Below are 25,170 nucleotides of genomic sequence, written 5' to 3'. Positions count from 1 at the left end.
TTCGGGGTTACCGGAAGGCCGCGACATTGCGCCGGGCCCAGTCGGCGTAGCCGCGGGCCGGGCGGCCGAGGATCCGTTCGACGTCGGGGCTGACGCGCTGCTCGGCAGGGGTGGGCCGGCCCAGGATGTCCAGCGTGGTGTCCACCACGGGCTCGGGCATGAACCGCAGCATCTGTGCGCGGGCCTCGTCGCGGGTCTGCTCGACGAACGCGACAGGCTCCCCCAGCGCGTCCCCGAGCGCCGCCGCACACTGCCGGGGTGTGATCGGCACGGCCCCGGTCAGCTCATGGATCCGGCCCGTGTGACCGTCCTCGCGCAGGGCCGCGGCGGCGACCTCGGCGATGTCGTCCGGGTCGATCAGAGGCAGCCCCACATCGCCGAAGGGTGCCTCGACGGTCCGCCGGGTACGCACCCCTTCGGCCCAGGCATAGGTGTTGGAGTGGAAACCGCCCGGCCGCAGGATCGTCCAGTCCAGACCCGACTGCCGTACGGCGTCCTCGATGGCGCGGCCGACGGCCCCGTGCGAGGCCGACTCCGGCCGGGTCGCGACCCCTTGCGAGGACAGCAGCACAAGACGTTCGACTCCGGCGGCCTTGGCGACGTCGAGGATGTCCCCCGGGTTCAGCAGATGCGCGGCGGCGCCCCCGTTCTGCAGGAAGAGCGCGTCGGCGCCGTCGAACACGGGCCGCAGGCTCCCGGCGTCGGCCAGGTCGGCCCGCCGCTGCCGGACGCCCTCCGGCACGTCCGCCTCCGAGATCCCCCGGGAGGTCGCGGTGACCTGCTCGCCGGCCGCCGCGAGGGTCCGTACCAGCGATCGGCCGACCTTGCCGGTCGCCCCCGTCACTACGATCATCAGCAACTCCCTGTCGTGCACGCGTGATTGTGGATGTCCGGGCGGGCGAGAGCGCCTCGGAGAACTGCTCTCCGGGCGACACGGGGACGCTAACACCGCGCGTATAGTAGGTACCTACAGGAAAGTGGCTCTCCCGGAGGGATGCACATGGCCGGTGAAACGACCCGGACGGCGCCCGCCGCGACCGACCCGGAGGCCGCCTGTCCCATCAGCCCCGTCGTGGACATCGTGTTCAGCCGCTGGACCACGCCGATCCTGTGGTCCCTCCACACCCACGGCCGTCAGCGCTTCGTCGAGCTGGAACGGCGGATCGGCCGGATCACCCCGAAGGTGCTGACGCAGCGGCTGCGGCAACTGGAACGGGACGGGCTGATCGTGCGGACGTACCACCCGGAGGTTCCGCCTCGGGTCGAGTACGAGATCAGCGAACTCGGCCGCAGCCTCGCCCCCCTCTTCGCCCACCTCGCGGAGTGGGCCACCGACAATCTGGACCAGGTGGAGCGGTCCCGGCAGGACTACGACGCCGTGCCGCCCCGCTGACACGACCCGGCCGTCTCGGGGACTCCGCTCCCCTGTCACCGAAAAGGGCCCGCCGACCCCCTCGTGAAGGTCGACGGGCCGATTCCCGTACCCCACCGCCTAGTGCTGTGGCCTGGAAGGTTTGCCGGAAAGCTCGCGGCGTCCGGTGCGGGGGGGTGCCCCCACGCCTTTCAGGCAGTGGGGGAGCCTCGCAAGGCGGAGCTTCGCCCGCCTACCGGATGTACTCGGGCGATGCGACAACGCGGCGAGGTGCCGTGCCAGACGTCGCGCGCCCGGCGGGAGTTGTCAGACACCCCTAGCGGCCGTTCCTCACCTCGTCTTTGCCGCAGGCCACGCCGTCCCCGTTCGGGTCGAGGCCGAGCGGGTCGTCCTTGCCGTTGACCTCGAGACGGCCGTAGTCGTTGCGCGCGAGCCAGGCGCAGCGCGCGGCCGTCGTCCGCTTCACCCCGGGCGGGAACACGGTGGGCACGCACACATTGGCCGAGCCGTAGTGCCGGTCGCAGCCGGAGATCGTCGTACTGACCTTCTGCGACGTGCGCTTCGGGCCGGCGCCGGTGGTCCTGCCCGCCGGGGCGGCGGCGAAGGAGTGGACATGGGCCGAGGGGGTGTCCGCGCTCAGGGCCGCCGGGCCCTGCAGATGGACCCACCGGGCCACCGAAGGGACGCCGTTCGCGTCGACCGCGAAGAGCATGTACCAGCCGGGCGGCGCCAGATCGGGGTTGCTCGTCACGTTCAGGTCGACGTTGTTGCCGTCCACCGACAGCGGCAGGTCCACGAACCGCTGGTTGGGGTCGGAGGAGTGGGTCACCGCCGCCGGGCGGATCAGTTCCGCCTTCGCGACGGGCCGGTCGACCGTGATGCGCTGTGTCGTGCCGTAGGTCCACTCGTTGTCGATCACCGAGGTGATCGTCGGGCGGGTGCCCTTGAAGAGATACGGCGGCGAGTAGATCGACACGTTGTGGTTCCAGGTGCCGTTGCCCGGGTTGTCCCCGGTCGCCATCACCCGGCCGTCCGGCAGCAGGAAGGCCGAGGAGTGGTAGCCACGGGCCTCGGGATCGCCGGCCACCGGGTCGAAGGCGGAGGTGTCCGGGTCGAAGAGCGAGGACTCCTGCACCGGGTTCGCGCGGTTGTGCAGGGCGCCGCCCGTCTCCAGCACCTTGCCGTCCGGCAGCAGGACCGCCGAGACGTACATCTTGCCCTGGTTCCCGGTCTCGGCGACCGGACCGTTGCCGAGGTCCACCGTGCCCTGCGGGATCGGCGGCCCGGCGACGTACTGCGGGCTCGCCCGCTTGAGGTCGATGATGTCCGTCAGCCGGTTCGCGTCCGGGTTGGAGTCGATGTTGCCGCCGCCGATGGTCAGCACCTTCTGGTCCTGGGCCGGAGGCAGCAGTACGCTCGCCGACTGGTCGCGCTCGTCCTTGTCCTGGAGCCCAGGGATCTGCGTGATCGTGTTGGCGCCGTAGTCGTAGATCGCCGATCCCGTGCCCGGGATGTTGTTGCCGAAGACATGGCTGCCCGAGTAGAAGAGGCGGCCGTCCTGCATCAGGATCATCGACGGGTACAGGCCCCAGTACGACCAGGTCTGGTTGACCTTCCACAGCGGCAGCCACTGCTGGTCCTTGTCCGACCAGTACTCCGTCGTCACCGAACCCGTGGAGTCCTCGCGCAGCCCGCCGAAGGAGATGACGTCGCCGTTGCCGAGTTCGGTCGCCGACGGATACCAGTGGCCGTCGTTGAGATCGTTCGTCTTCGTGTACGTCTCCGTCGCCGGATCGAAGACGTACGAGTCCTTGAACCCCTCGTAGCCGTGTCCGCCCACGACGGGGTACGCCTTGTTCCCGCTCAGCACGAGCACCCGCCCGTCCTGGAGTTGTACGTGACCCGCGCAGAACATGTCCTTCGGGGTGGGGATCACCTTGTACGAGCCGTTCGCGGGGTCGTAGATCGCGCTGGTGAACGTGCCCGCGTTGAAGTTCTCCTCGCTGTTGCCGGAGCCCGCGATCAGCAGCACCTTGCCGTTGTCGAGGACGACGGAGTGCATGGAGCGGACCGGGTTCTGGGTGGGCAGGACCTGCCAGGCGCCGTTCGCGCACTGGTCCGCCGTGCCGGTGCACTGCGGGGGCGGCAGCGGGTCGGCGACCTGTTCCATCGTGTAGTCGTCGGTGGTCACGGATCCCGTGCCGTACACGGAGACACCCCAGGTGATCATGTCGGTCCCGGCCGGCACCTCTGGTGTGCGGACGCCCGCCTGGGCCCAGTCCGGGCTCATGTCCAGCGTCTTGAGGTCGGTCCAGTACTGCCAGCCGGCCGTCGTGTCGTGCCGGAACAGGGTCACCGAGGTGTCGGGGGTGGTCGACTTGTACCAGAGCGAGAGGTCGTACTGCTTGCCCGGCGTGACCACGGGCGCGCAGCTCGCCGACTCGGTGATCAGGGCCTTGCGGTCGCCGTCGACACGGCGGGTCAGCTCGACCTTCATGGCCTGGCCGCCCGTGTGGGCGTCGGCGGCGGTGGTGAAGGTGAAGTCGTTGTCGCCCCAGCCGGACTTCTCCCAGCAGTACGGCATCCCGTCGGTGCCGGCGGTCTCGAAACCGGGGTTCTTGACGAGGTTGGCGGCGGACGCGGGCTGCGGCGAGGTGAGCAGCAGACCCATGGTCAGGCCGGAAACGGCCAGCAGCGCGGTGCCGCGACCGCGCAGCACGCGCGAGGTGCGGAGTCTTCGTACGGTCGTCACACGGTTCTCCTCGCTGTGCGGCTCCCGCTCCCGGCGGGCTTCGGCTCGTCGGCGCCCGGGGCGCCCCGGCCTGCGGCGCCCCGGCTCCGGCGCGGCAGATAGACCAGCGCCTCGGTCCCCACGAAGCGCAGCAGGAACGTCATCACCAGCGCCAGCGCGGTGGCCGGCAGCGCCCCCACCCCGAACTCGCGCACGAGCAACGCGATCAGCGGGATGCGCAGCACCAGATCGGCGTTGGCGAGCAGCGCGAACCGGCCCGCCCGGTCCCACCAGCGGCGGTGGCGGCGGCGCTCGCGGAACAGCAGATGCTCCAGGAGCAGGAAGTTCCAGGCCACACCGAGCTGGTTGGCGAGGATCTCCGCCGGCACATAGTGCACACCGAGCCGGGTGAGCGCCCACAGGCCCACCAGGTTCGGTACGAAACCGGAGGCGCCGATCAGTCCGAAGGCGACCATGCGCGCGAGCGGCGAGGCGGTGCGCAACCCGGCCAGATGGCGCAGGAAGCGCATGCCCTCCGTCGCGGTCGACTTGGACTCGCCCGCGAACCGGTCCTGGAAGACGAACGGCACCTCGGTGACCGTGCGCGGCCTGCCGCGCACGGCCAGCTCCAGCAGGATCTTGTAGCCGAGGGGCTTCAGGACCTCCGCGGCGACCGCGCTGCGGCGGACGGCGAAGAAACCGCTCATCGGGTCGCTGATGCCGCGCAGACTGCGTGGGAACAGCGACTTGGTGAGCCAGGTCGCGGCGCGGGAGACGGCGATGCGATAGCCGCCCGCGAGCCCGGCGCGGCTGCCGCCCTTCATATAGCGGGAGGCGACGACGAGCTGGGCGCCCGCCCGCTCCCCGGTGCCGACCAGTTCCGGCACCAGGCACGGCGGATGCTGCAGATCGCCGTCCATGACGACGATCCAGTCGGAGCCGGCCGCCCGGATGCCCTCCACCACGGCCCCGCCGAGCCCGCCGGCCGGCTCGTCCCGGTGCAGCACGGTGACCGGGAACGGGCAGTCCTGCGCGGCCCGGAAGATCACATCGGGGGTGTCGTCGGTGGAGTCGTCGACGAAGACGACCTCGCAGGGCAGCCGGGCCGGCACCGACTCGGTGATCCGGTGCAGCAGTTCTCGGATGTTGGCCGACTCGTTGAAGGTCGGTACGACGATGGTGACGGCGCCCGGCTCGGGCACCTCCGCCGCGCGTACGACCGGATCGTCCCGCTCGCCGGGGACGGTGGACTCATGGCTCATCGCTCGCCTCCCGCGGCCCGGTCCACCTTGCGGATCTCGATCCGGTCGGGGCCGGTGCCGAAGGTGGCGACCGGGGTGGAGTGCTCGATCGCGGCCATCACGCCCGGCAGGTCGACCGCGTCGCGCCGGACCGTCGGAGAGGCGACCACATAGTCCAGGTCGCGCCAGCCGTGCGGCATCGTTCTGGTCACCGCGGGGTCCAGGTCGGCCTTGTAGAAACAGATGACGCCGAGTCCCGGCCGGTACCCGGCGTGCACGAGGTCCAGCCAGAGCGCGTCGTCGACGAGCACCCGGGTGTCCTTCGGGTCCGTCACCTCGTGGGTGAGCCAGTGCGACGCCCCTCGGTAGGGGGCGTTGGCGTCGGCGGTCACGGCGGTGCGGTCCCCGTCGTACCAGCGGGGCACCGCATACGCCCCGGCGGCGGCCACGAGCAGTGCCGCCACGGCGTACCGCACCCAGGTGACGTAGGACCGCTCGCTCCCGCCACGCCGCCGCCGCAGCACCGCATGAGCGACGCTCGCGGCGGCGCCCGCCAGGACCAGGGCGAGGAACGGCAGGGCCTGGATGACGTACATCGCGGGCAGATAGCCGTTCGGCCGCATCGCGACCAGGGTCAGGATCGCGACGGCGAGCGCGGGTCCGGCCAGCGCCCGTGCGGTGACCGACCAGCGCCAGGTGAGCAGGAGCAGCAGCGCTCCGGCCAGACCGCCGAGCGGCAGCACCCGGTCGTAGTACAGCCAGGAGTGCAGCACACCGTAAGAGCCGGAGCCCGCGTCGAGGATGAATCCGGAACCGGGCCGGCTCATCTGGTAGGTGATGCCGTCCCACAGGGAGACATGGCCGGCTCCCGGCAGCAACTCGCCCTTGAGCAGGGCGAAGAGCGGATACGCCAGCCCGATCAGGACGCACGCCGTGACGGCTCCGGTGAGCGCGAACTTCCGGGTGTCACGGTGGCTGTGGCGCCACATGGTCAGGAAGACGGCGGGCAGGACGACGAGCATCGTCTCCTTGGTGAGGACGCCGGCCGCGGCGGCGAGTCCCGCGCCGAAGTGGTGCCAGAGGTGACGGCTCGGGGACGCGGCGAGGGTGAACGCGAGGAGCGTCCACATCACCGCGATGTTGTCGAGGAAGATCTCCCGCTGGAGCACCACCGACAGCGGCGACAGCCCGAACAGGACCATGGCGAGTCCGGCCGCCCAGGCCGGCAGCCGCAGCCGCCGGGCGAGGACGTACACGAGGACCGCGCTGACCCCGCTCACCAGCAGCATCGCCGGCCGCATGGCGCCGACCGTCATCAGCGAGGGGTCGATACGGCCGGGGAGCCAGGTCAGCAGGGCGATCTGGATCCAGCCGAGCGGCGGGTGGTCGTACCAGTAGGTGTAGTGGGCGAGCCCATGGCCGTTCTGCACGGCCCATGCCTGGGCGAGATAGGTGCCCTCGTCGTCGCTGAGGGTGGGGTAGTCGGCGATGTTCCAGCCCTGCACGGTGAGAACCGCCGCGAGGAGCAGCCCGCACAGCACCAGATCCGGGCGGGAGCTGCGGAGACGGAACGCGGGACGAGGGCCGGGAGCGGATTCGGGGACACGGGTGTCCTGCGCGGGGACCTTGGTGCCGGTCACCGCGGGAAGAGTGGAGGTCACGCGGGAACGTCCTCTCGCGACTCGCGGATCGGGCCGGTTGCGGTCAGATGCGCGCCGACATGGCTGGTCAGCTCCCAGTCGTTGCGGCCGCGCTGCTCGCGCCAGACGGCACGGAGGGCGGCACCGGCCAGGAGCACCTGGTAGAAGGGACCGCCCACGACGAGCTTGACGTAGTGGACGAAGCGGACACGCAGCCCGTACTGCGTGCCGAAGTCGTGCAGCCCGACGACCTCGAAGACGAAGGTCACCGCGGCGGTGACCAGCGGCAGGAAGGTGAGGAAGGCGACCCCGACCGGCACGTCGAGGAAGAGTGCGATCGCGGCGTTGAGCGGGATGACGACACCGGAGAAGGCCTGCAGGAACGGCGTCATCAGGGTGTAGCGGGCGAGCATCCGCCGACCGAGGCCGGGCAGCTGCTTCCAGTCCTTCTTGCGGTAGACCTGTAAGAAGCCCTGGTTCCAGCGGGTGCGCTGCTTGAGCAGCGACATCAGCGAGCCGGGGGTCTCCTCCCGGGTCACCATGTCGGAGTCGTAGGCGACGACGACCTTCTTGCCGACGCTGGACAGCCGTACCCCGAGGTCGCAGTCCTCCGCCAGACAGTCGGGATCCCAGCCCCCGGCCTCCCGCAGCACATCCGTCCGTACGAAGACGGTGTTGCCGCCGAGCGGGATGAACCCCTTCTGCGCGTGCAGATGCAGCCGGGAGCGGAACCAGAAGAAGTACTCCAGGCAGTTGCGCAGGCTGTACCAGCTGGAGTGGAAGTTGATGAGCTGCACCCCGCCCTGCACGACGTCCGCGCCCGTGGTGCGGAACGCGTGGTCGACATGGGCGAGCAGCTCCGGATGCACCTGGTCCTCGGCGTCGAAGACCCCGACGACATCGCCGCGGCAGTGCGGCAGCGCCGTGTTCATGGCCTTCGGCTTGTTCTTCTTCTCGTGGTGGTCGACGACGACACGGACGCGCCCGTCGCGGGCCGCGGCCCTGCGGGCGACCTCGGTGGTCTCCGGGTCGTCGTGCCCCACGATCACGATGATCTCGAAGTCGGCGTGACCGGACTCCAGCAACCGCTGGATGGTGTGGTCCAGCACGGCCTGCTCATGTCTCGCGGGCAGCAGCAGCGAGAACGACAGATGCTCGGCGCCCTCCGGACTGCCGAACCGGGTGGAGGCCAGCACCTCGGGCGTACGCCACGCGTGCATCTGCCACCACAGGGTGAAGGCCGCCATCCAGAACAGTGCCAGTGAGACGGCAGCGATGAAGACAGAAGTCAGCAAGGAAAGATCCCCCCAGATCCCCAGAACCCCCCTGTCGCGACAGGGCGTCACTCCTGTCGCTCAACCGTGGAGAGACTAGGCGGAAACTGTGAAGTCCGGGCGCTCTTCCGATAAACAGCTTGTTTCGCAACGGTCCCCTCCTACAGGGACCTACCCGAACACCCGCCCAATTGCGACGTCTTTGAACGATCCGCTCCACAAGAGCGTCTCAGCCGCTCAGGGCCCTGCGGAGCAGCTCGGGATCCGTGGTCGGTGCATCACAGGTGAAATTGCGGCATACATACGCGGTGGGCTTCCCGCCGACCAGCACCCGGTCGACGAGAAGCGGGAACTCCTCACCCCCCGGAGTGCCCACGGCCACCACCGCGCCCGCGGCGGTGCCCAGGAGCGCCGTGCGGTGCAGGGTCCGGGTCCCCGGGTCGTCGAGGGCCGGACCGGCGATCGCGACCTCGCGCGGCCCGTCGAGCAGCGCCTCCGCGACGGCGAGTCCCCAGCCGACGAACCGCGGCACCCGCGGGCCGAGCGTCTTGACCACGCCCAACGCCCGTTCCGCCGCGACGCGATGGGGCTCGGAGCCGGTCTGGGCGGCGTACGACAGCAGGGCGCCGGCGGCGGCGGTCCAGCCGGACGGGGCGGCGTTGTCGGTGGGGTCCTGGGGGCGGCGGATCAGCTTCTCGGCGTCGGCGGCGGTGTCGTAGAGCGCCCCGCTCGCATCGGTGAACTGCGTGAGCACCTGGCCGAGCAGCAGTCCGGCGAACTCCAGCCAGACGCCCTCGCCGGTGACGGAGGCCAGCGCGAGGAAGCCCTCGGCGACGTCGGCGTAGTCCTCCAGCACGCCCGCATTGGCTCCCGCCCGGCCGTCCTTCGACGTACGGGCGAGCCGGGCGTGCTCGTCCATGTGCAGCCGCACCAGTAGATCGGCGGCGCCGATCGCGGCGTCCACGAGATCCGGGCGGCCGAAGTACGCGCCGGTCTCCGCGAGGGCGGCGACGGCCAGCCCGTTCCAGGCGGCGACCACCTTGTCGTCACGGCCCGGGGCCGGGCGCCCGGCCCGCGCACCGAACAGGCGGCGCCTGATCGACTCGACCCTCTCCGCGTCGAACACGCCTTCGCTCTGGGGCAGTTGGAGCACCGAGGCACCCTCCTCGAAGGTGCCCTCCTCCGTCACACCGAAGTACTGGGCCGCGAGTTCCGCGTCGTCCGGGCCGAGGATCTCGGCGAACTGCGCGGGCGTCCACACATAGAAGGCGCCCTCCACATGCCGACCGCTTCCGTCGTCGCTGTCCGCGTCGAGCGCCGAGGCGAACCCGCCCTCCGCCGTGCGCAGCTCGCGCACCAGGAAGTCGGCGGTCTCCAGAGCGACCCGGCGGGCGAGATCGGATCCGGTGGCACGCCACAGGTGCGCGTACACCCGGCACAGCAGGGCGTTGTCGTAGAGCATCTTCTCGAAGTGCGGCACGACCCAGTCGCGGTCCACCGAGTAGCGGGCGAAACCGCCGCCGAGCTGGTCGTAGATGCCGCCGCGCGCCATGCGCTCACAGGTGTCCTGGGCCATCTGGAGGGCGCCCTCGGAGCCGGTGCGGGCGTGGTGGCGCAGCAGGAACTCCAGGACCATGGACGGCGGGAACTTCGGGGCGCCGCCGAAGCCGCCGCGCTGCGGGTCGTACTCCCGGGTGAGACCCAGCAGGGCCTGCGCCTGCGCCTCCTCGCCGGGCGCCTGGGTGTCGCCGTACGCGAACTCCCGCCCGGCGAGGTCCCGCACGATCTTCCCGGCGACCTCGGCCACCTCCTCCCGGCGGTCGGTCCACGCCTGCCGGACGCCCTGGAGGACCTGCCGGAAGGAGGGCATGCCGTGCCGGGGGGCGGGCGGGAAGTACGTGCCGAAGTAGAACGGCTCGGCGTCCGGGGTGAGGAAGACGGTCATGGGCCAGCCGCCCTGGCCGGTGGCCGCCTGGACGGCCTCCATGTAGACGGCGTCGACATCGGGGCGTTCCTCGCGGTCGACCTTGACGCTCACGAAGTGCTCGTTGAGGTAGGCGGCGGTCTCCGCGTCCTCGAAGGACTCGTGCGCCATGACATGGCACCAGTGGCAGCTGCTGTAGCCGACGCTCAGCAGGACGGGCACATCGCGCCTGCGCGCCTCCTGGAAGGCCTCGTCCGACCACGGCCACCAGTCGACGGGGTTGTCGGCGTGCTGGAGCAGGTACGGGGACGTCTCATGGGCCAGTCGGTTCACTCCCCCACTCTCCCACGGGGCCCGGCGGCGCGGAGAGACGCCGAGCGAACGGGCGCGCCCCGGCATGCCGAAGCGGCCCGGCGGTGCCGACGGCACGAGAACCGTTCACGGCACCGCGGGCCGGGGAGGGACGCGGATCAGCCCTGCTGGGTCTTGGGCGCGCCCTTGGCCACGCCCTGGCCCTTCGTCGCGGCGCCCTCGCCGGAGGCGTCGTCCGCCTCCTTGAAGTCGACCTTGCCCATGTGCTTGCTCATGGACTTCATCAGACCCCACACGGCCAGCGCCATCACCGCGAAGACGATGAAGCCGAGGACGCCGGGGGTGACCTTGTTCTGGTCCACCTCGGCGAGGGGCACCAGATGCGTCACTGCCAGGCTCACGCTTGCGCTCATGACAGGCATTGTCCCTCAGGGCTACCGGACGCCCGCAAAGAGGTCGTCCTCCGGGAGGGAGGTGGCCACGAGCGACTTCGCCAGCTCGTACTCCTCCGTCGGCCAGACCTCCTTCTGCAGCTCCATCGGGACGCGGAACCAGCCGCCGTCAGGGTCGATCTGCGTGGCATGCGCGATCAGCGCCTTGTCACGGATCTCGAAGAAGTCCGCGCAGGGGATGTGGGTGGTCAGGGTGCGCTCGGCGCGCTGGAACTCGTCCCACCGCTTCAGCCAGTCCCCGTAGGGCGACTCCAGGCCGCGGTCCAGCATCGCCTGGTGCAGCGCCTCGGTGCGCGGACGGTTGAAACCCTGGTTGTAGTAGAGCTTCAGCGGCTGCCATGCCGGGCCGAACTCCGCCTCCGGGTACTTCTCGGTGTCCGCCGCGCCCTCGAACGCCACCATCGAGATCTTGTGGGTCATGATGTGGTCGGGGTGCGGATAACCACCGTTCTCGTCGTACGTGGTGATCACCTGCGGACGGAACGCGCGGATCTTGCGGACCAGCTCACCGGCCGCCTTGTCGACGTCCTCCAGGGCGAAGCAGCCCTCGGGCAGCGGAGGCAGCGGGTCGCCCTCCGGCAGGCCGGAGTCGACGAAACCGAGCCACTCCTGCTTGACGCCGAGGATCTCCCGGGCCTCGTCCATCTCCTTCTTCCGCACCTCGTGGATGTGCTCCTCGATGTACGTGTCGCCCTGGAGCTTCGGGTTGAGGATGGAGCCGCGTTCCCCGCCCGTGCAGGTCACCACCAGCACGTCCACCCCCTCGGACACGTACTTCGCCATGGTGGCCGCGCCCTTGCTCGACTCGTCGTCGGGGTGGGCGTGGACGGCCATCAGTCGCAGTTGGTCAGTCAAGACTCGATCCTCAGTAACTCGGCAAGTCGGCGCCCGTGTGAATCGGCGCTTCGGGCGGCTTCTATAGTGACCGAACCAGGGGGCGAATAATTCCGGGTCCGGTCCCGGAGAGCCCCTTCCGGGAGGTATGTCCCGGTTCCTGCCGAGAGGACGGTCATGAGTACGGCGAGCACCCGGCTGCCCGAGGGCCGCTACGGCCGCTCAGCGGACGAGCGCGCCGACCGCACGCTCAAGATCGTCGGCAGCGTGCTGGGCGCGCTGCTGCTCGTGCTCGTCGGCTGGTTCGGCTACCACTACGTCGTCGGGAACAAGATCAGCGCCGAGGTCATCACGTTCGATACCTCACACGACGCGGTCAAGATCCATCTCGAGGTCCGCAAGGACGCGAACACCGGCGGTTACTGCACCCTGCGCTCCCAGTCGGCGGACGGCACCGAGGTGGGCCGCGCGGACTTCCGGTTCGGCGGACACGCCACGCGCATCGACCAGGTGCTCACGCTCCGTACCACGGCCCCGGGCACCACGGCCGAGCTGCTCGGCTGCCACGCCGACTGACACCCCGCCCGTACACCCGCTGACCTGCCTTGTCGTAATTCTGATGGCTTATGTCCTCCCCCTTTTGCCGCTGAATTGTTAGGCTCGTGGTTTCGCCCACCCATGAAGGAACATTCTTCTGGGTAGGGCGATGCTTTGTATTTCCCAGTACCGACGAGGAGCACCTGTGACCCAGACCAGCGAGAACGTCACCTGGCTGACCCAGGAGGCGTACAACCAGCTCAAGGCCGAGCTGGAGTACCTTTCTGGTCCCGCGCGCACGGAGATCGCCGCCAAGATCGCCGCCGCGCGCGAGGAGGGCGACCTGCGTGAGAACGGCGGGTACCACGCGGCCAAGGAGGAGCAGGGCAAGCAGGAGCTCCGTGTGCGCCAGCTGACCCAGCTCCTGGAGAACGCCAAGGTCGGCGAGGCCCCGGCGGCCGACGGCGCCGTCGCGCCCGGCATGGTCGTCACCATCGCCTTCGACGGCGACGAGGACGACACCCTGAGCTTCCTGCTGGCGTCCCGCGAGTACGCGAGCTCCGACATCGAGACCTACTCGCCGCAGTCCCCGCTGGGGACGGGAGTGATCGGCAAGAAGGTCGGCGACGACGCCGAGTACGAGCTGCCCAACGGCAAGAAGGCCATGGTGAAGATCCTGAAGGCCGAGCCGTACTCCGGCTGAGACCAGGACACGAGGAGACCCCGGCGCCATGGCGGCGCCGGGGTCCCGTTCATGCGGCGGCCGGCCGCGTCCGGACGACGGGGGTCGTCCGCCTCACTACTTGCACTCGAGGAAGACCCCGCCGGTGTCCTTCGTGTCACTGTGGCCGTTCGGCCTGGTCGCGTTCACCCAGGTCCTGAATGATCCGTACGTGGGACATTTGACGGTGGCGACCACGCTTCCCACGGAGTTCGGCGAGACATTGACGCAGTTGCTCTTGAGCTCGACCCAGCCCTCGAACGCCTCACCCAGGAGAGAGACGCAGACCCTCTTGTAGCCCGCGTAGTGGGCTACGGCGGAGATCGAGTGGGTGTAGACCTTCGGCGTGTACGCGTCCAGCTCGTACGCCTGGGTCGCGGCCATCGCCTGGGGCACTCCGGTGAACAGCGCTCCCGCCGCGACCGCCGTGGCGACGGCGCCCATGCGTAGCTTGAGCATCGCTTTCCCCCTGTTTCACATCGGTACCGGAGGCACCTCTGAGCCCCCGGGTTGCTCCGGCATCATCCATGCGGGGCGGGACCCGTCGACATCCCCCGCTCAGGGGGTCTTCCCATGCGGGCTCATAGCAGGTGGAGGCTCATACCGGACCAGGCGGTCGCCCCACGGGCGCCACGGTGGGTCAGTTCACCGAATCATCACCTCCCCTTCGAGACCCACCCCCTACAGTCGTGATCCGGACGCACGCCTGACCCGCGTGCACGGGTGACCGCGCGACACGTGGCGCGGCACGCTTCCAACAGGGGGAATCGCGTGAGCCATGCCAGAAGAGAGGCGTTCGGGGCCCTACGACACATCGCGGACGGTCGTCGCCGGGGTGCCGTCGGTGTCCGCCCCTCCGCGTCGTGCGGGTGCCTCGAACGGACCGAGGCCCAGGCCGCACTGGGCGCGCTCTCGGCGCGGGAGCTGGAGGTGCTCGTGCTCGCCGGGGACGGTCTGTCCAACCAGGAGATAGCGAAGGTCCTGACCATCAGTCGCGAGACGGCCAAGGACCATCTGCACAGCATCTACGGCAAGCTCGGGGTGCGCAGCCGTATCCAGGCCGCCAAGATCGCCTGGCAGGCGGGCCTCAGTCGATGACCGTGTAGCCGGCGTCACGCAGGGCCCGGCCGACCTCCGCGCAGTGCGCCGTGCCCTTCGTCTCCAGATGCAGCTCGACCTCCGCCTCCGTGATCCGGAGCCGGGGGTCGGTCCGCACATGGCTCACGTCGAGGACGTTGGCGTCCGCCGCCGACAGCACCCCGAGCAGTGTGGCCAGGACCCCCGGCCGGTCGGTCAGACGCAGCCGGACGGCCAGATAGCGGCCCTGGGCGGCCATGCCGTGCCGCAGGACGCGCTGGAGCAGCACCGGGTCGACGTTGCCGCCGGACAGCACCGCGACCACCGGGCCGTCGACGTCGCCCAGCCCGCTCAGCAGCGCCGCGACCGGGCTCGCGCCGGCCGGCTCGACGACCAGCTTGGCCCGCTCCAGACACAGCAGCAGCGCGGCGGACAGCTGGTCCTCGGTGACCGTGCGGACCTCGTCCACCAGCTCGCGGATGATCCCGAACGGCGCCTCACCCGGTCGGCCGACCTTGATGCCGTCCGCCATCGTGTCCGGTTTCTCGATCGCGACGGGACGGCCGGCCGCCAGCGAGGGCGGATACGCCGCCGAGCCCTCCGCCTGCACACCGATGATGCGTACATCCGGCCTGAGCGCCTTCACCGCGACCGCGATACCGGCCGCGAGCCCGCCGCCGCCGATCCCGACGAGGATCGTCCGCACCTCCGGGCACTGCTCAAGGATCTCCAGGCCGACCGTGCCCTGGCCCGCGATGACGTCGGGGTGGTCGAAGGGGTGGATGAACACCGCGCCCGTCTCGGCCGCGTACTCCTGGGCCGCGGCCAGCGTCTCGTCGACCACCTGGCCGTGCAGCCGCACCTCGGCGCCGTAGTCCTGGGTGGCGCTGATCTTGGGCAGCGGGGCGCCCTTCGGCATGAACACCGTGGCGTGCACGCCGAGCAGCGCGGACGCGAGGGCGACGCCCTGTGCGTGGTTCCCGGCGCTCGCGGCCACCACCCCGGCGGCCCGCTCCTCGGGCAGCAGCCCCGCGATCCGTACATACGCGCCGCGCAGCTTGAACGAGCCCGTCCGCTGGAGGTTCTCGCACTTGAGATGCACCGGCGCGCCGACCAGCTGGGACAGATGCCTGCTGCCCTCCATGGCGGTCACGCGTGCCACGCCCGAGAGCATCTTCTGGGCTCCCCGGACGTCGTCCAGCGTCACCGTCGGCGAGGGGTCGGCCGTGCTGTAGCTCATGGTCACCAGTCTCGCAGTTCATGCGCGTCAGGAGCGGGTGTGACCAAGCGGCGAAACGGGTTTGCGCAGCGCCGGTACGGCCCGCGCCCCGGCCGCGTACCCTGTCCCCCAACCCAGCTCCCCACGCATGAAGTGAGCCCCCCGCCATGCCCACAACACCTGATATGTCGATGGACATGACGACCGTCGGTGATCCCGGTCTTCTGGACACGCTGCAGCACGAGGTCGCGGTGTTCGCACGCCGTGCCGAACAGACGCGGCTCGGCGGGGTGGGACAGGTGCGCAACTCCATGGACCGCGCCGCGTACCTGCTGCTCAACCGCCTCGACAAGGAGGGGCCGATGGGCGTCAAGGCGCTCGCGGCGAGCATGGGCATCGACTCCTCGACGGTCACCCGGCAGGTGGCCCCGCTGGTCGACACCGGTCTGGTCAAGCGCACATCGCACCCGGAGGACGGTCGCGCGGTGGTGCTCCAGCTCTCCCCGCGCGGGCTGTCGCGCCTGGAGGAAGTGCGTTCCTCCAGGCGCCAGTTGATGGCCGAACTGACGCACGACTGGACACCGGAGGAGCGCGCGGCGTTCTGCGGCCTCCTCACCCGGTTCAACGTCGCCCTCTCCGCCCGGCAGTCCACCCAGGGGGTCCCGGTGTCGGAGTCACGGGCGACGTCCTGAGCCTCCGGGGCACGCATTACGTCATCGCGGCGACACGCGCGCGACGGGTGCGCCCGGGCTCTTGACCCGGGCGCACGGCCGGTTTCATATGAGATCGGGTCCCTGCCGTACGCGGTCCCGCGCGCCGTTCACGCCCCCTGGTCGTGCGCGGGCGAGCGCTTCCGTACGCGGCCGGGCCTCCTTTCCCATCAGGGTCGCCCTCAGGCGGGAGGCGCGGTGCGAGAACAGCATGAGTCCCAGGGCGCCCGCCGGGAGCGGGAGTTCGAGGCGTTCGTCGCGGGTGCGTCCGGACGGCTGCTGCACACCGCCACCCTGCTGACCGCCGAGGCCCCGGACGCCAATCCCCGGGCCCGGCGGCTGCTGACCCTGGCCCTGGCCGAGACGTACGCCTCCTGGGACCGGCTGCGCGGCGAGGACCCCTACGACCGGGCCCGCCGCCGGCTGGCCACCCGCTTCGCGCACAGCGCATGGCACCGGTACGGGCCACTCGGCCGGCACCGGCCGGACGCGGGGAGCGCGCTCGCGGCCCTGAGCCCGCAGGAACGGCTGATCCTCGTGCTCAGGCTCTACGAGGGTGTCGCCGAGGAACAGACGGCCGCGCTGCTGGGGCTGCCCGCCGAACGGGTCCGGATGATCTGCGCACGGGCGACGACGACCCTGCTGCACCCACCGCAGGAGCCGGCACCGGCGCCGCTGGGGGCTCCGTCGTGAGGCGCGCGACGGCGCGGACGCACGAGAGATGCTCGACGGCGCGGACACACGAGGCATGCGCGCCGGTGCGGACGTACGTGGAGCTCCCGGCGGTGCGGACGTACAAGGGATGCTCGACGGCGCGGACACACGAGGCATGCGCGCCGGTGCGGACGCATGCGGGAAACGCGGCGGCGCGGACGCACGAGGGATGCTCGACGGCGCGGACACACGAGGCATGCGCGCCGGTGCGGACGCATGCGGGAAACGCGGCGGCGCGGACGCACGAGAGATGCTCGACGGCGCGGACACACGAGGCATGCGCGCCGGTGCGGACGTACGTGGAGCTCCCGGCGGCGCGGACGCACGAGAAGCGCCCGGCAGCGCGGGCGCGCCGGGAGCGGGACGGAGGCGGCCGGTGAATCTGTCCGAGCGGGAGGCCGCGGTGCGGCGGCTGCTGGAGAGCACCTCGCCCCTGGTACCGCCCGACCTTCACGCGCAGGCGGTCCGGCGCGGCAGCCGTATGCTGCGCCGCCGGACCGCGGCCCGCCGTCTGCTGTGGCTGGCCCTGCTCGCCGCGGCCGTCGCCTTCCTCGTCTGGGCGTCGATGGCACGCCCCTGGGTGGAGCCGCCCTCGACGACGACTCCACCGATCAGCGACTGGTGAGACCGGTGCCCGGCGAGCGGACCAGCCGGGCCGCGGACTAGCCGAGGGCCTGCTGGAGGTCCTCCATGAGGTCGTCCACGTTCTCGATGCCGACGGACAGGCGGACCAGGTCGCCGGGCACCTCCAGGGCCGAGCCGGCCGCGGACGCGTGCGTCATGCGCCCCGGGTGCTCGATCAGCGACTCGACGCCGCCGAGGGACTCGCCGAGGGTGAACACCTTGGCGCGATTGCAGACCTCGACGGCCGCCTCCTCGCCGCCCTGGACCCGGAACGAGACCATGCCGCCGAACCGCTTCATCTGCTTGGCGGCCACCTCGTGACCGGGGTGCTCCGGCAGGCCCGGGTAGAGCACGCTCGTCACGCGCGCGTGCCGGGTGAGCATGTCGGCGATCTTCGTCGCGTTCTCGCTGTGCCGGTCCATGCGGACGGCCAGCGTCTTGGTGCCGCGCAGCACCAGCCAGGAGTCGAAGGGACCGGCCACCGCGCCCATCGCGTTCTGGTGGTACGCCAGCTGCTCGCCGAGCTCCTGGTCGTTCACGATCAGCGCACCGCCGACGACGTCGGAGTGGCCGCCCATGTACTTGGTCAGGGAGTGCACGACCACGTCCGCGCCGAGCGACAGCGGCTGCTGGAGGTAGGGGGTCGCGAACGTGTTGTCGACGACGAGCCGGGCGCCCGCGTCATGGGCGATCTGGGCGACGGCGGCGATGTCGGTGATGCCGAGCAGCGGGTTGGAGGGGGTCTCCACCCACACGGCCTTGGTCTTCGGGGTGAGCGCGGCTCGTACGGCGGACGGATCGCTGGTGTCGGCGACCGACCATTCCACGCCCCACCGGGAGACCACCTTGGCGAAGAGGCGGAACGTGCCGCCGTACGCGTCGTTCGGGATGACCACGTGGTCGCCGGGGCTGAGCAGCGTACGCAACAGGCAGTCCTCGGCCGCCAGTCCGGACGCGAACGCGAGGCCGCGGCGGCCGCCCTCCAGGGCGGCGAGGTTCTCCTCCAGGGCGGTCCTGGTGGGGTTGGCGCTGCGGCTGTACTCGTAGCCGCCGCGCAGTCCGCCGACACCGTCCTGCTTGTAGGTGGAGACCTGGTAGATCGGCGGGACGACCGCGCCGGTCAGGGGGTCGGCGGTGTTCCCCGCGTGAATCGCGAGAGTCTCGAAGTGTTCGCTGATGTGCCTGTCACTCATGAACACCGAGGGTAGTGCGCCCGCAGCCGGGACGGCACGACGGGCGCGGCGCCGGACGGCAGGCGGTGTGGTCGGTTTTCCACAGGCCCCGCGACCGGGTTGGCACGGTGTCCGGCCCGTCTGGTTCGCTTGACCCATGGTGATTCTCTGGGTCCTGATGGCGCTGGCCCTCTTCAGCATGGTTCTGCTGCCCGTCCTGAGGCGCGGGCGCCCGGGCATCCAGCAGGTCGCGCCGGGCGACCCGGACGCCGCGGACCCGGCGAACTACGGCTTCGCGCGCCAGGAGGAGCTGGACATCCGGATGCCGGGCCCAGACCAGGACCTGCTGGACGTCCTGGACGTCGTGCAGCGCACCCAGGACCACCACGCGGCCGCGCAGCTCCTGGCCGGCACCGAGGCTGAGGGCGAGACGCGCTGGCAGCGTGTGCAGGCCTTCGCGGGAGCCGCGTCCCTGGAGCTCCAGCAGCGGCCCGGCGGGGTGAGCGAGACGCCGGGCGGCCAGTGGCTGCGGGTGTGGCGGGCCGAGGCCCCCAAGGACGCGGGCGGCGCGGCGGTGCACGCGGAGTTCCTGGTGCAGCAGGCGTGGCGTACGGCGACGCCTGGGACGGACGAGTTCCGGATCATCATGGAGGAGGCGCGAGCGGCGTGCGCGGAGGCGGCGCTGCTGGCCCCGGGTGACCCCGTCCCGTACATCGTCGAGCTGTCGGTCGCCCGGGGGCTGGCCTATCCGCAGCCGGAGTTCGAGCAGCTGTGGCTGAAGATCCTGGACCGCGCGCCCGCCCACATGGGGGCGCATCTGGCGGCCCTGCACTACTGGTGTGAGAAGTGGCACGGCTCGCGGGAGCTGGCGTACTCCTTCGCGGAGGCGGCCGCGGCCCGGGCGCCGCACGGCTCGCTGCTGGCCGCGATGCCGCTCTTCGCGGTCTTCGAGCACCTCCCCGAGGTCAACCTGGTCCGCAGCTTCTACCAGAGCGAGGTCGTCACGAAGGCGGTGCACGGCGCGCTCTACGCGGTCCAGTCGGCCCGCCCCGACGACCCGATGCTCTCGCATGTCCGCCATCTCCTGGTCTTCTTCCTGGTCCGCAGCGAGCGCTGGGCGGAGGCGATGGCCCAACTGGTCCATGTCGACGGCCACGTGGGCGCCCTCCCCTGGACCCTGACCGCCGACCCGGCCGGGGAGTACGCGGTGTACCGCGCACTGGCGGTGGCGGGCTTCGAGGCGAACGGAGGCAGCCCGGCCACGCTGCCCCACTGAGCCGGGGTCCCTGCACGGCGCCCCCGGAGACCTGGGCGTGCCGCCCTGGCACCCTCGAAATTCGATGGCCGACGGGAAGCGGGCGGCCGCACTCCGGCCGCGTGGAAGCGGGATCCGATGTCGTGGGTCATCAGGAACTGATCTGTCGGCGTCGACGAGGGATGCCTGCGTCGTCCAGGTATCGGTGCATGACTTCCGTGGGGAGGCTCGGGTTGCTGAGGGCGTGGGAGGAGGTCTCCGGATTCCGGCAGCTCTGGACGATGAGATCGACTGGCAGCGCGGGGTGCGCGGCTGCCATGGCACGTACACGATCGTCGGGGTCGGCAAGCAACCGGACCACGGCGTCGACGGGCGCTGCGGCGTCGAGCCCCACGAGCCGTCGTCTCTCTGGATCCGGGTCGTCGGCGAAGCGTTCTCCGGCGCCCGCGCTCGGGAAGTTCGGGTGGTCCAGCAGGGCGCCCTTGGTGATGACCTTGCAGTCCAGATACGTCTGCAGCACCACTTCGCCGTCGACGGTCGGTTGGTTCTCACAGAGCAGAAGTCGGACGGCGTAGTCGTCGTCCCTGGAGAGCAGGTCGATGGCGTCGGCAGGCAGGTGCGGGCTGAAGGCGGCGCTGCGCCGCAGCAGGATGTTGGCCGACTCGGCGCATCGGCCCAAGACGTCGGGATCGGCGCAGAGGCGAACCCATTCGACGGGATGGAGGCGGTCGGACGGGCTGATGGTGACGTCGATGGCGGTACGTTCGGTCTCCGTCAGCTCGGGTCGTACCGATACCGCGAGCCGGACGCTGTGCGCGTCGTCGTTCGCCAACGTCCGGACGATGTCGATGGGAACGTTGAGGTTGGCCGCGAACTCGCGTCGGTCCTCCTCCGCGGCGCTTGCTGCGAGCCGTTCGGCGGTCGCCGTGCTCATGGCGCCGTACCTGATCACGTCCTTCCTGTCGAAGCGGCCGATTCCTGCGTCGAGAAGAAGGTCCGTGTAGCCCGCGTCATCGTGGCAGGCCTGCATCATGGCTGCCTGACGCACTTCGTCGTCGACGTCGCGGAGCAGACGGCTTCGGGTGTCCTCAGAAAGCAAGGCCCATTGGCTGCAGGCCGCCTGCCGAAGCTCCGCGTCCTGGTGGTCGGCGAGCCCGGCAACCAGACTTGGAGCTGTGTGGCGGGAGAACGCTGCGCTTCGGCGGACCCGCGGTTCCGGATCGGCGAGCAGGCGCTGCTGAGCGGACAGGGGCAGTGGCTGCACGGGGATGCGGAACCAGTCGGGTCCGATGGCCAGAGCGTGGCGGACACGTGGATCGGGATCGTCCACGAGCCGGGCGCGTTGATCCTCCGTCACCGCGGGGTTCGCAGCGAACGCTGTCCGCAGCCTGCGGTCGGGATGCGTGACGATGGCGTCGACCACCTCGTACGGCAGAGCGCGCCAGGCGATCCAGTCCCAGGCCGCAATGGCTTCCTCGCTCAGCAGTCGGTTCAAGACCTCGGCCGGCGCCGCAGAATTTCGCGCGATCGCGGCAATGGTCTCGCGGTGACCGCGATCTCCACGCATGGTGACCCTCCCCCGTGTTCGCCGACGGCCGCCGCAAGCCCGCAGATTGTGGGCAGGCCGCGAGTACAAGGTCAACGCCGTCGATCACGCTCTGCCGCATCAGCCATGGGGTGAACGACGGCCCACCTGCACGCACAGGAGGCCTGTCTCCGCACGCACAGGAGGCCGGTCTCCGCACACACAGGAGGCCGGTCTACGGTCGCCGGTCGCGTCAGGGCTGGTGGTCGCGGCCCGCGTCGCCGAGTTCCTTGAGCAGCAGGGTGAGGGTCGCGAGCCGTTCCGGCCCGAGCAGTTCCTCGATCCAGCGGCTTGTCTCCTGTGCCTGCCGTCGGCCCAGGGCCGCACGTTCGTGCCCGGCGGGCGTCAGCGCGATCAGCTGGCGGCGGCGGTTGTCGGGATCCGTGGTCTTGGTGATCAGATCACGCGCGACAAGCCGGTCCAGGAGCGGCGTGAGCGTCGACCGGTCGACCGCCGCGAGTGCGCCGAGGGTCTTCTGGTCGAGGCTGCCGCTCTCGTCGAGGACCTGAAGCACCGCGAACTGCGGTGGGGTCAGATCGCCGCTGCGGAGCTGCCACGAGGCGTTCACGGCCTGCGAGGCACGTCGCAGCTGGTGGGCCATGCCGTCGGCCAGCGTCCCGTCGTATCGAGCTCCGATCGTCATGACTCCAGTCTACATCCGTGCACGGTTAGTTCGTGTACGGACTGTTTGCGATCGCGAGGCCCTCCTGGTACGTTCCTCCGTGTACGGACTAACCGTGTACGGAAGGTGGTTCCCGTGCCGCGACGGGTGATCCTGGGGATGACCGGGGCGACCGGTGCCGTGTTCGGCATCGAACTGCTCCGCCGGCTGCAGAACCAGCCGGATCTGGAAACCCATCTCGTTCTGTCCCCATGGGCCAGGGCGACAATTCATCTCGAGACCGGCCTGTCCGTTCGTGATGTCACCTGCCTGGCGGACGTGACCTATTCATGGAACGACCAGGGCGCGGCAATTTCCTCGGGTTCGTTCCCGGTGGACGGAATGATTATCTCGCCGTGCAGCATGAAGACCCTCGCCGGAATACGGACCGGATACGCCGACGGTCTCATCGCCCGCGCCGCCGACGTCACCCTGAAGGAGCGGCGTCCACTGGTGCTCGTACCACGGGAGACTCCGCTCAGCGAGATCCACCTCGAGAACATGCTGGCACTTTCTCGTATGGGCGCCAAAATCGTGCCCCCGATGCCGGCGTTCTACAACCTCCCCCGAACCCTGGACGATCTGGTCGAACATATCGTCGTCCGGGTTCTGGATCAGCTGGGCATCCAGGCGCCGTCGACACAGCGATGGACCGGGATGCCGCACCCCTCCGAACCGAAGGGACCAAGGAACTGATGTCCGAAATCGCCGACCTTCGCGCCTATATCTCCGAGCTCGAAGCCCTGGGAGACATTAAAAGGGTCTCGCGCACGATCGATCCGAACCTGGAAGCAGCGGCTGTCACGCGAAGGTCGACCGAGAACCGCCGGCCCGCCCCGTTCTTCGAGAACCTCAGCGGTGTCGCCGACGGATTCCGGATGATCGGCGCACCGGGCGCCTTGTCGAGCATTCCGGGTCATCCGCTGGCCCGAATCTCCCTTTCCCTCGGCCTGCCCCACACGGCGACCGCCGCCGAACTGGTCGAATATCTGGGTCAGGCGCTCGACAAGCCGCCGCTTCCGCCGCGACGCGTGGAATCCGCCTCCGCACCCTGCAAACAGAACATTCTGCGCGGCGAGGAAGCCCGGCTCGACCGGTTCCCCATTCCTTTCGTTCACCAGAACGACGGCGGTCCCTATGCCAACACCTGGGGCGTCATCGTCGCGAGGACACCGGACGGCCGGTGGACCAACTGGTCGATCTCTCGCATCATGATGATCGACGAGCAGCACATGACCGGACTGGTGCTGCCGAGCCAGCACCTCGGCATGATCTGGCGCGAATGGGAGGCCATCGGCGAGCCGATGCCCTACGCCCTGGTCCAGGGCGGCGACCCCGGCATCCCCGTCGTCGGCGGGATGACGCTCCCGGCCGGCGCCGACGAGGTCGCCTACCTCGGAGCGCTGCTCGGCAAACCGGTCGACGTGGTGCAGTGCGAGACGAACGATCTCGTGGTGCCGGCCAGTGCCGAGGTCGTCATCGAGGGCCGTCTCTCCGCTTCCCGTGACGCCGTGGAGGGCCCCTTCGCGGAGTTCCACGGCTGGGCCCTGCCCGAGACGTCGCCGCAACCGCTCTTCAGCATCGAGGCGATCACCTACCGGGACGACCCCATCTGGCCGCTGGCCGCCGCCGGACGTCCGGTCGACGACTCCCATGTCGCACCGGCCGCCGGCATCTCCGCGGAGGTGGTCGCCACCCTGCGCACGGCGGGACTGCCCGTCACCACGGCCTGGCTGCCGCTCGGTGCCGCCTGCTTCTGGACGGTCATCACGGTCCCGCAGAACTGGCGCGAGGCCCTGCCGGGCATGGACACCGCACGATTCGTGCACCGCATCGGTGAGGTCCTCAACGGCACCCGGGTCGGCCGTCTCTCCCCGGTCGTCTACGTCCTCGACGACGACGTGGATCCGTCGAACGACTCGGATCTCCTGTGGGCGCTGGCCACCCGAGTGCATCCGTCCCTGCGTCAGGAGCAGTGGCACGGGCCGATCATGCCCTGGTACCCGTGCTTCCTGGAGGAGGAACTGCACAACGGCTGGGGAGCCATCGTGGTGCATGACGCGCTGCTCCCGGCGGTGGGAAGCGGACGCGTACCGCCCGCCACCTTCGAGGGTGTCTTCCCGGCCGAGCTGCGCGCCAAGGTGCTCGCCGCCGAGTCGGCGGACGAGACCGGCCCTGCCGCGTCCCGCTGACGCCCGGGTGCCCTCGGCGCGCCGCGGACGGGCTTCGCCGTCCCGCTCAGCGGTCGAAGCCCGTCCGGGTGAAGGACGGACGGCGCGCAGCCGCCGGTCGGGTGACCCGCCAGATTTGGCGATCACCGGGCGAGGTACCGATCAGCGTGCGTGCCGGCCGGGCCCACTCGTCCGGTGCGCGGCAGCGCGGTTGCCGACCCGAGGAGACCGGAAGGGGACCATCGTGACCCAGCAGAAGGTGACCGTCGCGGTCACGGGAGCGGGCGGCACCGGGGTGGCCAAGGGTCTGCTCACGGCACTTCAGCGGGACGACCGGGTCGGTCACATCGATCTGCTGGTGTCGGCCAACGGGCGCAAACTGGTGGCCTTCGAGCACCGCACCACCGAAGACCCGGACTCGGTGGTCCAGGCCCTGGAGGCGACATCGCCGAAGGTGCGCTTCCTGGACCCGGCCGACCTGTCCGGAGCGGTGACCAGCGGCAGCTATCCGAACGACGCGATGGTCGTCCTGCCGTGTGCGGCCGGTGTCCTCGGACGCATCGCCCACGGCCAGTCGGAGAGCCTCATCGAGCGGGCCGCCGATGTGATGCTGAAGCAGCGGCGCACACTGGTCCTGTGCCTCCGGGAAGCGCCGTTGAACCTCATCCACCTGCGCAACATGGTCGCCGTCACCGAGGCGGGAGCCACGGTGTACCCGATGATCCCCACGTACTACAACGTGCCGGAGACGGTCGCCCAGTTGCGAGACGAGTTCGTCGAGCGCCTCATGCAGTTCCTGGGTCTGCCGTGCACCGATCGCTACGAGTGGGACGGCAGCGGCACCGCGGCGCGGCGCGAGCGCACCCGGACGCGATGACACCCGGACGCGGCTGACGCAACGCGGCCGCCGGCTCCGGGGTCGGGCGGGACGGAGAGAAGACAGG

24 protein-coding genes are annotated in these 25,170 nt (G+C 70.3%); 11 read left to right on the top strand and 13 right to left on the bottom strand.

Features of this window, described 5'->3' with window-relative positions; all coding sequences use genetic code 11:
* Positions 1–7: 7 nt before the first annotated feature.
* A complete protein-coding gene (locus ACFY2Z_RS06830) occupies positions 8–853 on the bottom strand; it encodes an NAD(P)H-binding protein (protein WP_390743095.1) in 846 nt (281 codons plus the stop codon).
* Positions 854–1,000: 147 nt separating this feature from the next.
* On the opposite strand from ACFY2Z_RS06830, the gene ACFY2Z_RS06825 reads away from it, so the two are divergent.
* Positions 1,001–1,393, top strand: a complete 393-nt coding sequence (locus ACFY2Z_RS06825) for a winged helix-turn-helix transcriptional regulator (protein WP_390743094.1) — start codon at positions 1,001–1,003, stop codon at positions 1,391–1,393.
* A gap of 295 nt (positions 1,394–1,688) precedes the next feature.
* Here the strand turns inward: ACFY2Z_RS06825 and ACFY2Z_RS06820 are convergent, their stop codons facing one another.
* The 7 genes from ACFY2Z_RS06820 to mca all read right to left on the bottom strand — a co-directional run bounded on the left by ACFY2Z_RS06820 (position 1,689) and on the right by mca (position 11,801).
* Entirely contained in the window at positions 1,689–4,043 is a 2,355-nt protein-coding gene (locus tag ACFY2Z_RS06820; RefSeq protein ID WP_390743230.1) for a galactose oxidase-like domain-containing protein, read from the bottom strand.
* 77 nt (positions 4,044–4,120) lie between these two features.
* Positions 4,121–5,365, bottom strand: coding sequence for a glycosyltransferase (locus ACFY2Z_RS06815; RefSeq protein WP_390743093.1), 1,245 nt, complete (start codon positions 5,363–5,365; stop codon positions 4,121–4,123).
* Positions 5,362–7,005: an ArnT family glycosyltransferase gene (locus ACFY2Z_RS06810; protein WP_390743092.1), complete on the bottom strand. Its 1,644-nt coding sequence runs from the start codon at positions 7,003–7,005 to the stop codon at positions 5,362–5,364. The genes ACFY2Z_RS06815 and ACFY2Z_RS06810 overlap by 4 nt, the downstream gene beginning before the upstream one ends.
* Complete coding sequence (locus tag ACFY2Z_RS06805) at positions 7,002–8,279, bottom strand: glycosyltransferase (RefSeq protein WP_390743091.1); 1,278 nt, start codon at positions 8,277–8,279, stop codon at positions 7,002–7,004. The genes ACFY2Z_RS06810 and ACFY2Z_RS06805 overlap by 4 nt, the downstream gene beginning before the upstream one ends.
* A gap of 208 nt (positions 8,280–8,487) precedes the next feature.
* Entirely contained in the window at positions 8,488–10,515 is a 2,028-nt protein-coding gene (locus tag ACFY2Z_RS06800) for a thioredoxin domain-containing protein (RefSeq protein WP_390743090.1), read from the bottom strand.
* Between the two features lie 137 nt (positions 10,516–10,652).
* Entirely contained in the window at positions 10,653–10,916 is a 264-nt protein-coding gene (locus ACFY2Z_RS06795) for a hypothetical protein (protein ID WP_390743089.1), read from the bottom strand.
* Positions 10,917–10,928: 12 nt separating this feature from the next.
* A complete protein-coding gene (gene mca / locus ACFY2Z_RS06790) occupies positions 10,929–11,801 on the bottom strand; it encodes a mycothiol conjugate amidase Mca (protein ID WP_390743088.1) in 873 nt (290 codons plus the stop codon).
* A 156-nt stretch (positions 11,802–11,957) separates the two neighbouring features.
* On the opposite strand from mca, the gene ACFY2Z_RS06785 reads away from it, so the two are divergent.
* Positions 11,958–12,356, top strand: coding sequence for a DUF4307 domain-containing protein (locus ACFY2Z_RS06785; RefSeq protein ID WP_390743087.1), 399 nt, complete (start codon positions 11,958–11,960; stop codon positions 12,354–12,356).
* Between the two features lie 166 nt (positions 12,357–12,522).
* Entirely contained in the window at positions 12,523–13,020 is a 498-nt protein-coding gene (gene greA, locus ACFY2Z_RS06780) for a transcription elongation factor GreA (RefSeq protein WP_390743086.1), read from the top strand.
* 96 nt (positions 13,021–13,116) lie between these two features.
* Here the strand turns inward: greA and ACFY2Z_RS06775 are convergent, their stop codons facing one another.
* On the bottom strand, positions 13,117–13,497 hold the full coding sequence (locus tag ACFY2Z_RS06775; protein WP_390743085.1) for a hypothetical protein: 381 nt from the start codon (positions 13,495–13,497) through the stop codon (positions 13,117–13,119).
* Positions 13,498–13,809: 312 nt separating this feature from the next.
* Between ACFY2Z_RS06775 and ACFY2Z_RS06770 the strand changes: the two genes are divergently transcribed.
* The gene (locus ACFY2Z_RS06770; protein WP_390743084.1) at positions 13,810–14,136 is read left to right on the top strand and encodes a response regulator transcription factor; all 327 of its coding nucleotides are present in this window, start codon (positions 13,810–13,812) and stop codon (positions 14,134–14,136) included.
* On the opposite strand, the gene ilvA is transcribed toward ACFY2Z_RS06770, so the two are convergent.
* Positions 14,126–15,355, bottom strand: coding sequence for a threonine ammonia-lyase (ilvA, locus tag ACFY2Z_RS06765; RefSeq protein WP_390743083.1), 1,230 nt, complete (start codon positions 15,353–15,355; stop codon positions 14,126–14,128). The two genes, ACFY2Z_RS06770 and ilvA, sit on opposite strands and share 11 nt — an antisense overlap.
* Before the next feature lie 164 nt (positions 15,356–15,519).
* On the opposite strand from ilvA, the gene ACFY2Z_RS06760 reads away from it, so the two are divergent.
* The 3 genes from ACFY2Z_RS06760 to ACFY2Z_RS06750 all read left to right on the top strand — a co-directional run bounded on the left by ACFY2Z_RS06760 (position 15,520) and on the right by ACFY2Z_RS06750 (position 17,383).
* Positions 15,520–16,026, top strand: a complete 507-nt coding sequence (locus tag ACFY2Z_RS06760) for a MarR family winged helix-turn-helix transcriptional regulator (protein ID WP_390743082.1) — start codon at positions 15,520–15,522, stop codon at positions 16,024–16,026.
* Between the two features lie 216 nt (positions 16,027–16,242).
* Positions 16,243–16,737: a sigma factor-like helix-turn-helix DNA-binding protein gene (locus ACFY2Z_RS06755; protein ID WP_390743081.1), complete on the top strand. Its 495-nt coding sequence runs from the start codon at positions 16,243–16,245 to the stop codon at positions 16,735–16,737.
* Between the two features lie 397 nt (positions 16,738–17,134).
* Positions 17,135–17,383 carry a hypothetical protein gene (locus ACFY2Z_RS06750; RefSeq protein WP_390743080.1) on the top strand — a complete coding sequence of 83 codons (249 nt, stop codon included), beginning with the start codon at positions 17,135–17,137 and terminating at the stop codon, positions 17,381–17,383.
* A gap of 37 nt (positions 17,384–17,420) precedes the next feature.
* Here ACFY2Z_RS06750 and ACFY2Z_RS06745 read toward each other — a convergent pair whose 3' ends face one another.
* Entirely contained in the window at positions 17,421–18,575 is a 1,155-nt protein-coding gene (locus tag ACFY2Z_RS06745) for a cystathionine gamma-synthase (RefSeq protein ID WP_390743079.1), read from the bottom strand.
* 136 nt (positions 18,576–18,711) lie between these two features.
* Between ACFY2Z_RS06745 and ACFY2Z_RS06740 the strand changes: the two genes are divergently transcribed.
* Positions 18,712–19,830, top strand: coding sequence for a hypothetical protein (locus ACFY2Z_RS06740; RefSeq protein WP_390743078.1), 1,119 nt, complete (start codon positions 18,712–18,714; stop codon positions 19,828–19,830).
* A gap of 130 nt (positions 19,831–19,960) precedes the next feature.
* Here ACFY2Z_RS06740 and ACFY2Z_RS06735 read toward each other — a convergent pair whose 3' ends face one another.
* Together ACFY2Z_RS06735 and ACFY2Z_RS06730 are read right to left on the bottom strand one after the other, a co-directional pair.
* The gene (locus tag ACFY2Z_RS06735; RefSeq protein WP_390743077.1) at positions 19,961–21,376 is read right to left on the bottom strand and encodes a hypothetical protein; all 1,416 of its coding nucleotides are present in this window, start codon (positions 21,374–21,376) and stop codon (positions 19,961–19,963) included.
* A gap of 211 nt (positions 21,377–21,587) precedes the next feature.
* A complete protein-coding gene (locus ACFY2Z_RS06730; RefSeq protein WP_390743076.1) occupies positions 21,588–22,037 on the bottom strand; it encodes a MarR family winged helix-turn-helix transcriptional regulator in 450 nt (149 codons plus the stop codon).
* Positions 22,038–22,151: 114 nt separating this feature from the next.
* Here ACFY2Z_RS06730 and ACFY2Z_RS06725 point away from each other — a divergent pair, with 114 nt between their 5' ends.
* From ACFY2Z_RS06725 to ACFY2Z_RS06715, 3 genes are all read left to right on the top strand, one after another.
* Positions 22,152–22,751 (top strand): non-oxidative hydroxyarylic acid decarboxylases subunit B, encoded by a 600-nt coding sequence (locus ACFY2Z_RS06725; protein ID WP_390743075.1) that lies wholly within the window; start codon positions 22,152–22,154, stop codon positions 22,749–22,751.
* Positions 22,751–24,247: a UbiD family decarboxylase gene (locus tag ACFY2Z_RS06720; RefSeq protein ID WP_390743074.1), complete on the top strand. Its 1,497-nt coding sequence runs from the start codon at positions 22,751–22,753 to the stop codon at positions 24,245–24,247. The genes ACFY2Z_RS06725 and ACFY2Z_RS06720 overlap by 1 nt, the downstream gene beginning before the upstream one ends.
* Before the next feature lie 223 nt (positions 24,248–24,470).
* Positions 24,471–25,103, top strand: coding sequence for a UbiX family flavin prenyltransferase (locus ACFY2Z_RS06715; RefSeq protein ID WP_390743073.1), 633 nt, complete (start codon positions 24,471–24,473; stop codon positions 25,101–25,103).
* The last annotated feature ends 67 nt before the right edge of the window (positions 25,104–25,170 follow it).

The organism is Streptomyces sp. NPDC001222 (assembly GCF_042896945.1).
Taxonomy (GTDB): Bacteria; Actinomycetota; Actinomycetes; order Streptomycetales; family Streptomycetaceae; genus Streptomyces; species Streptomyces gibsoniae.
This window is presented reverse-complemented; position numbering and strand designations above follow the sequence as displayed.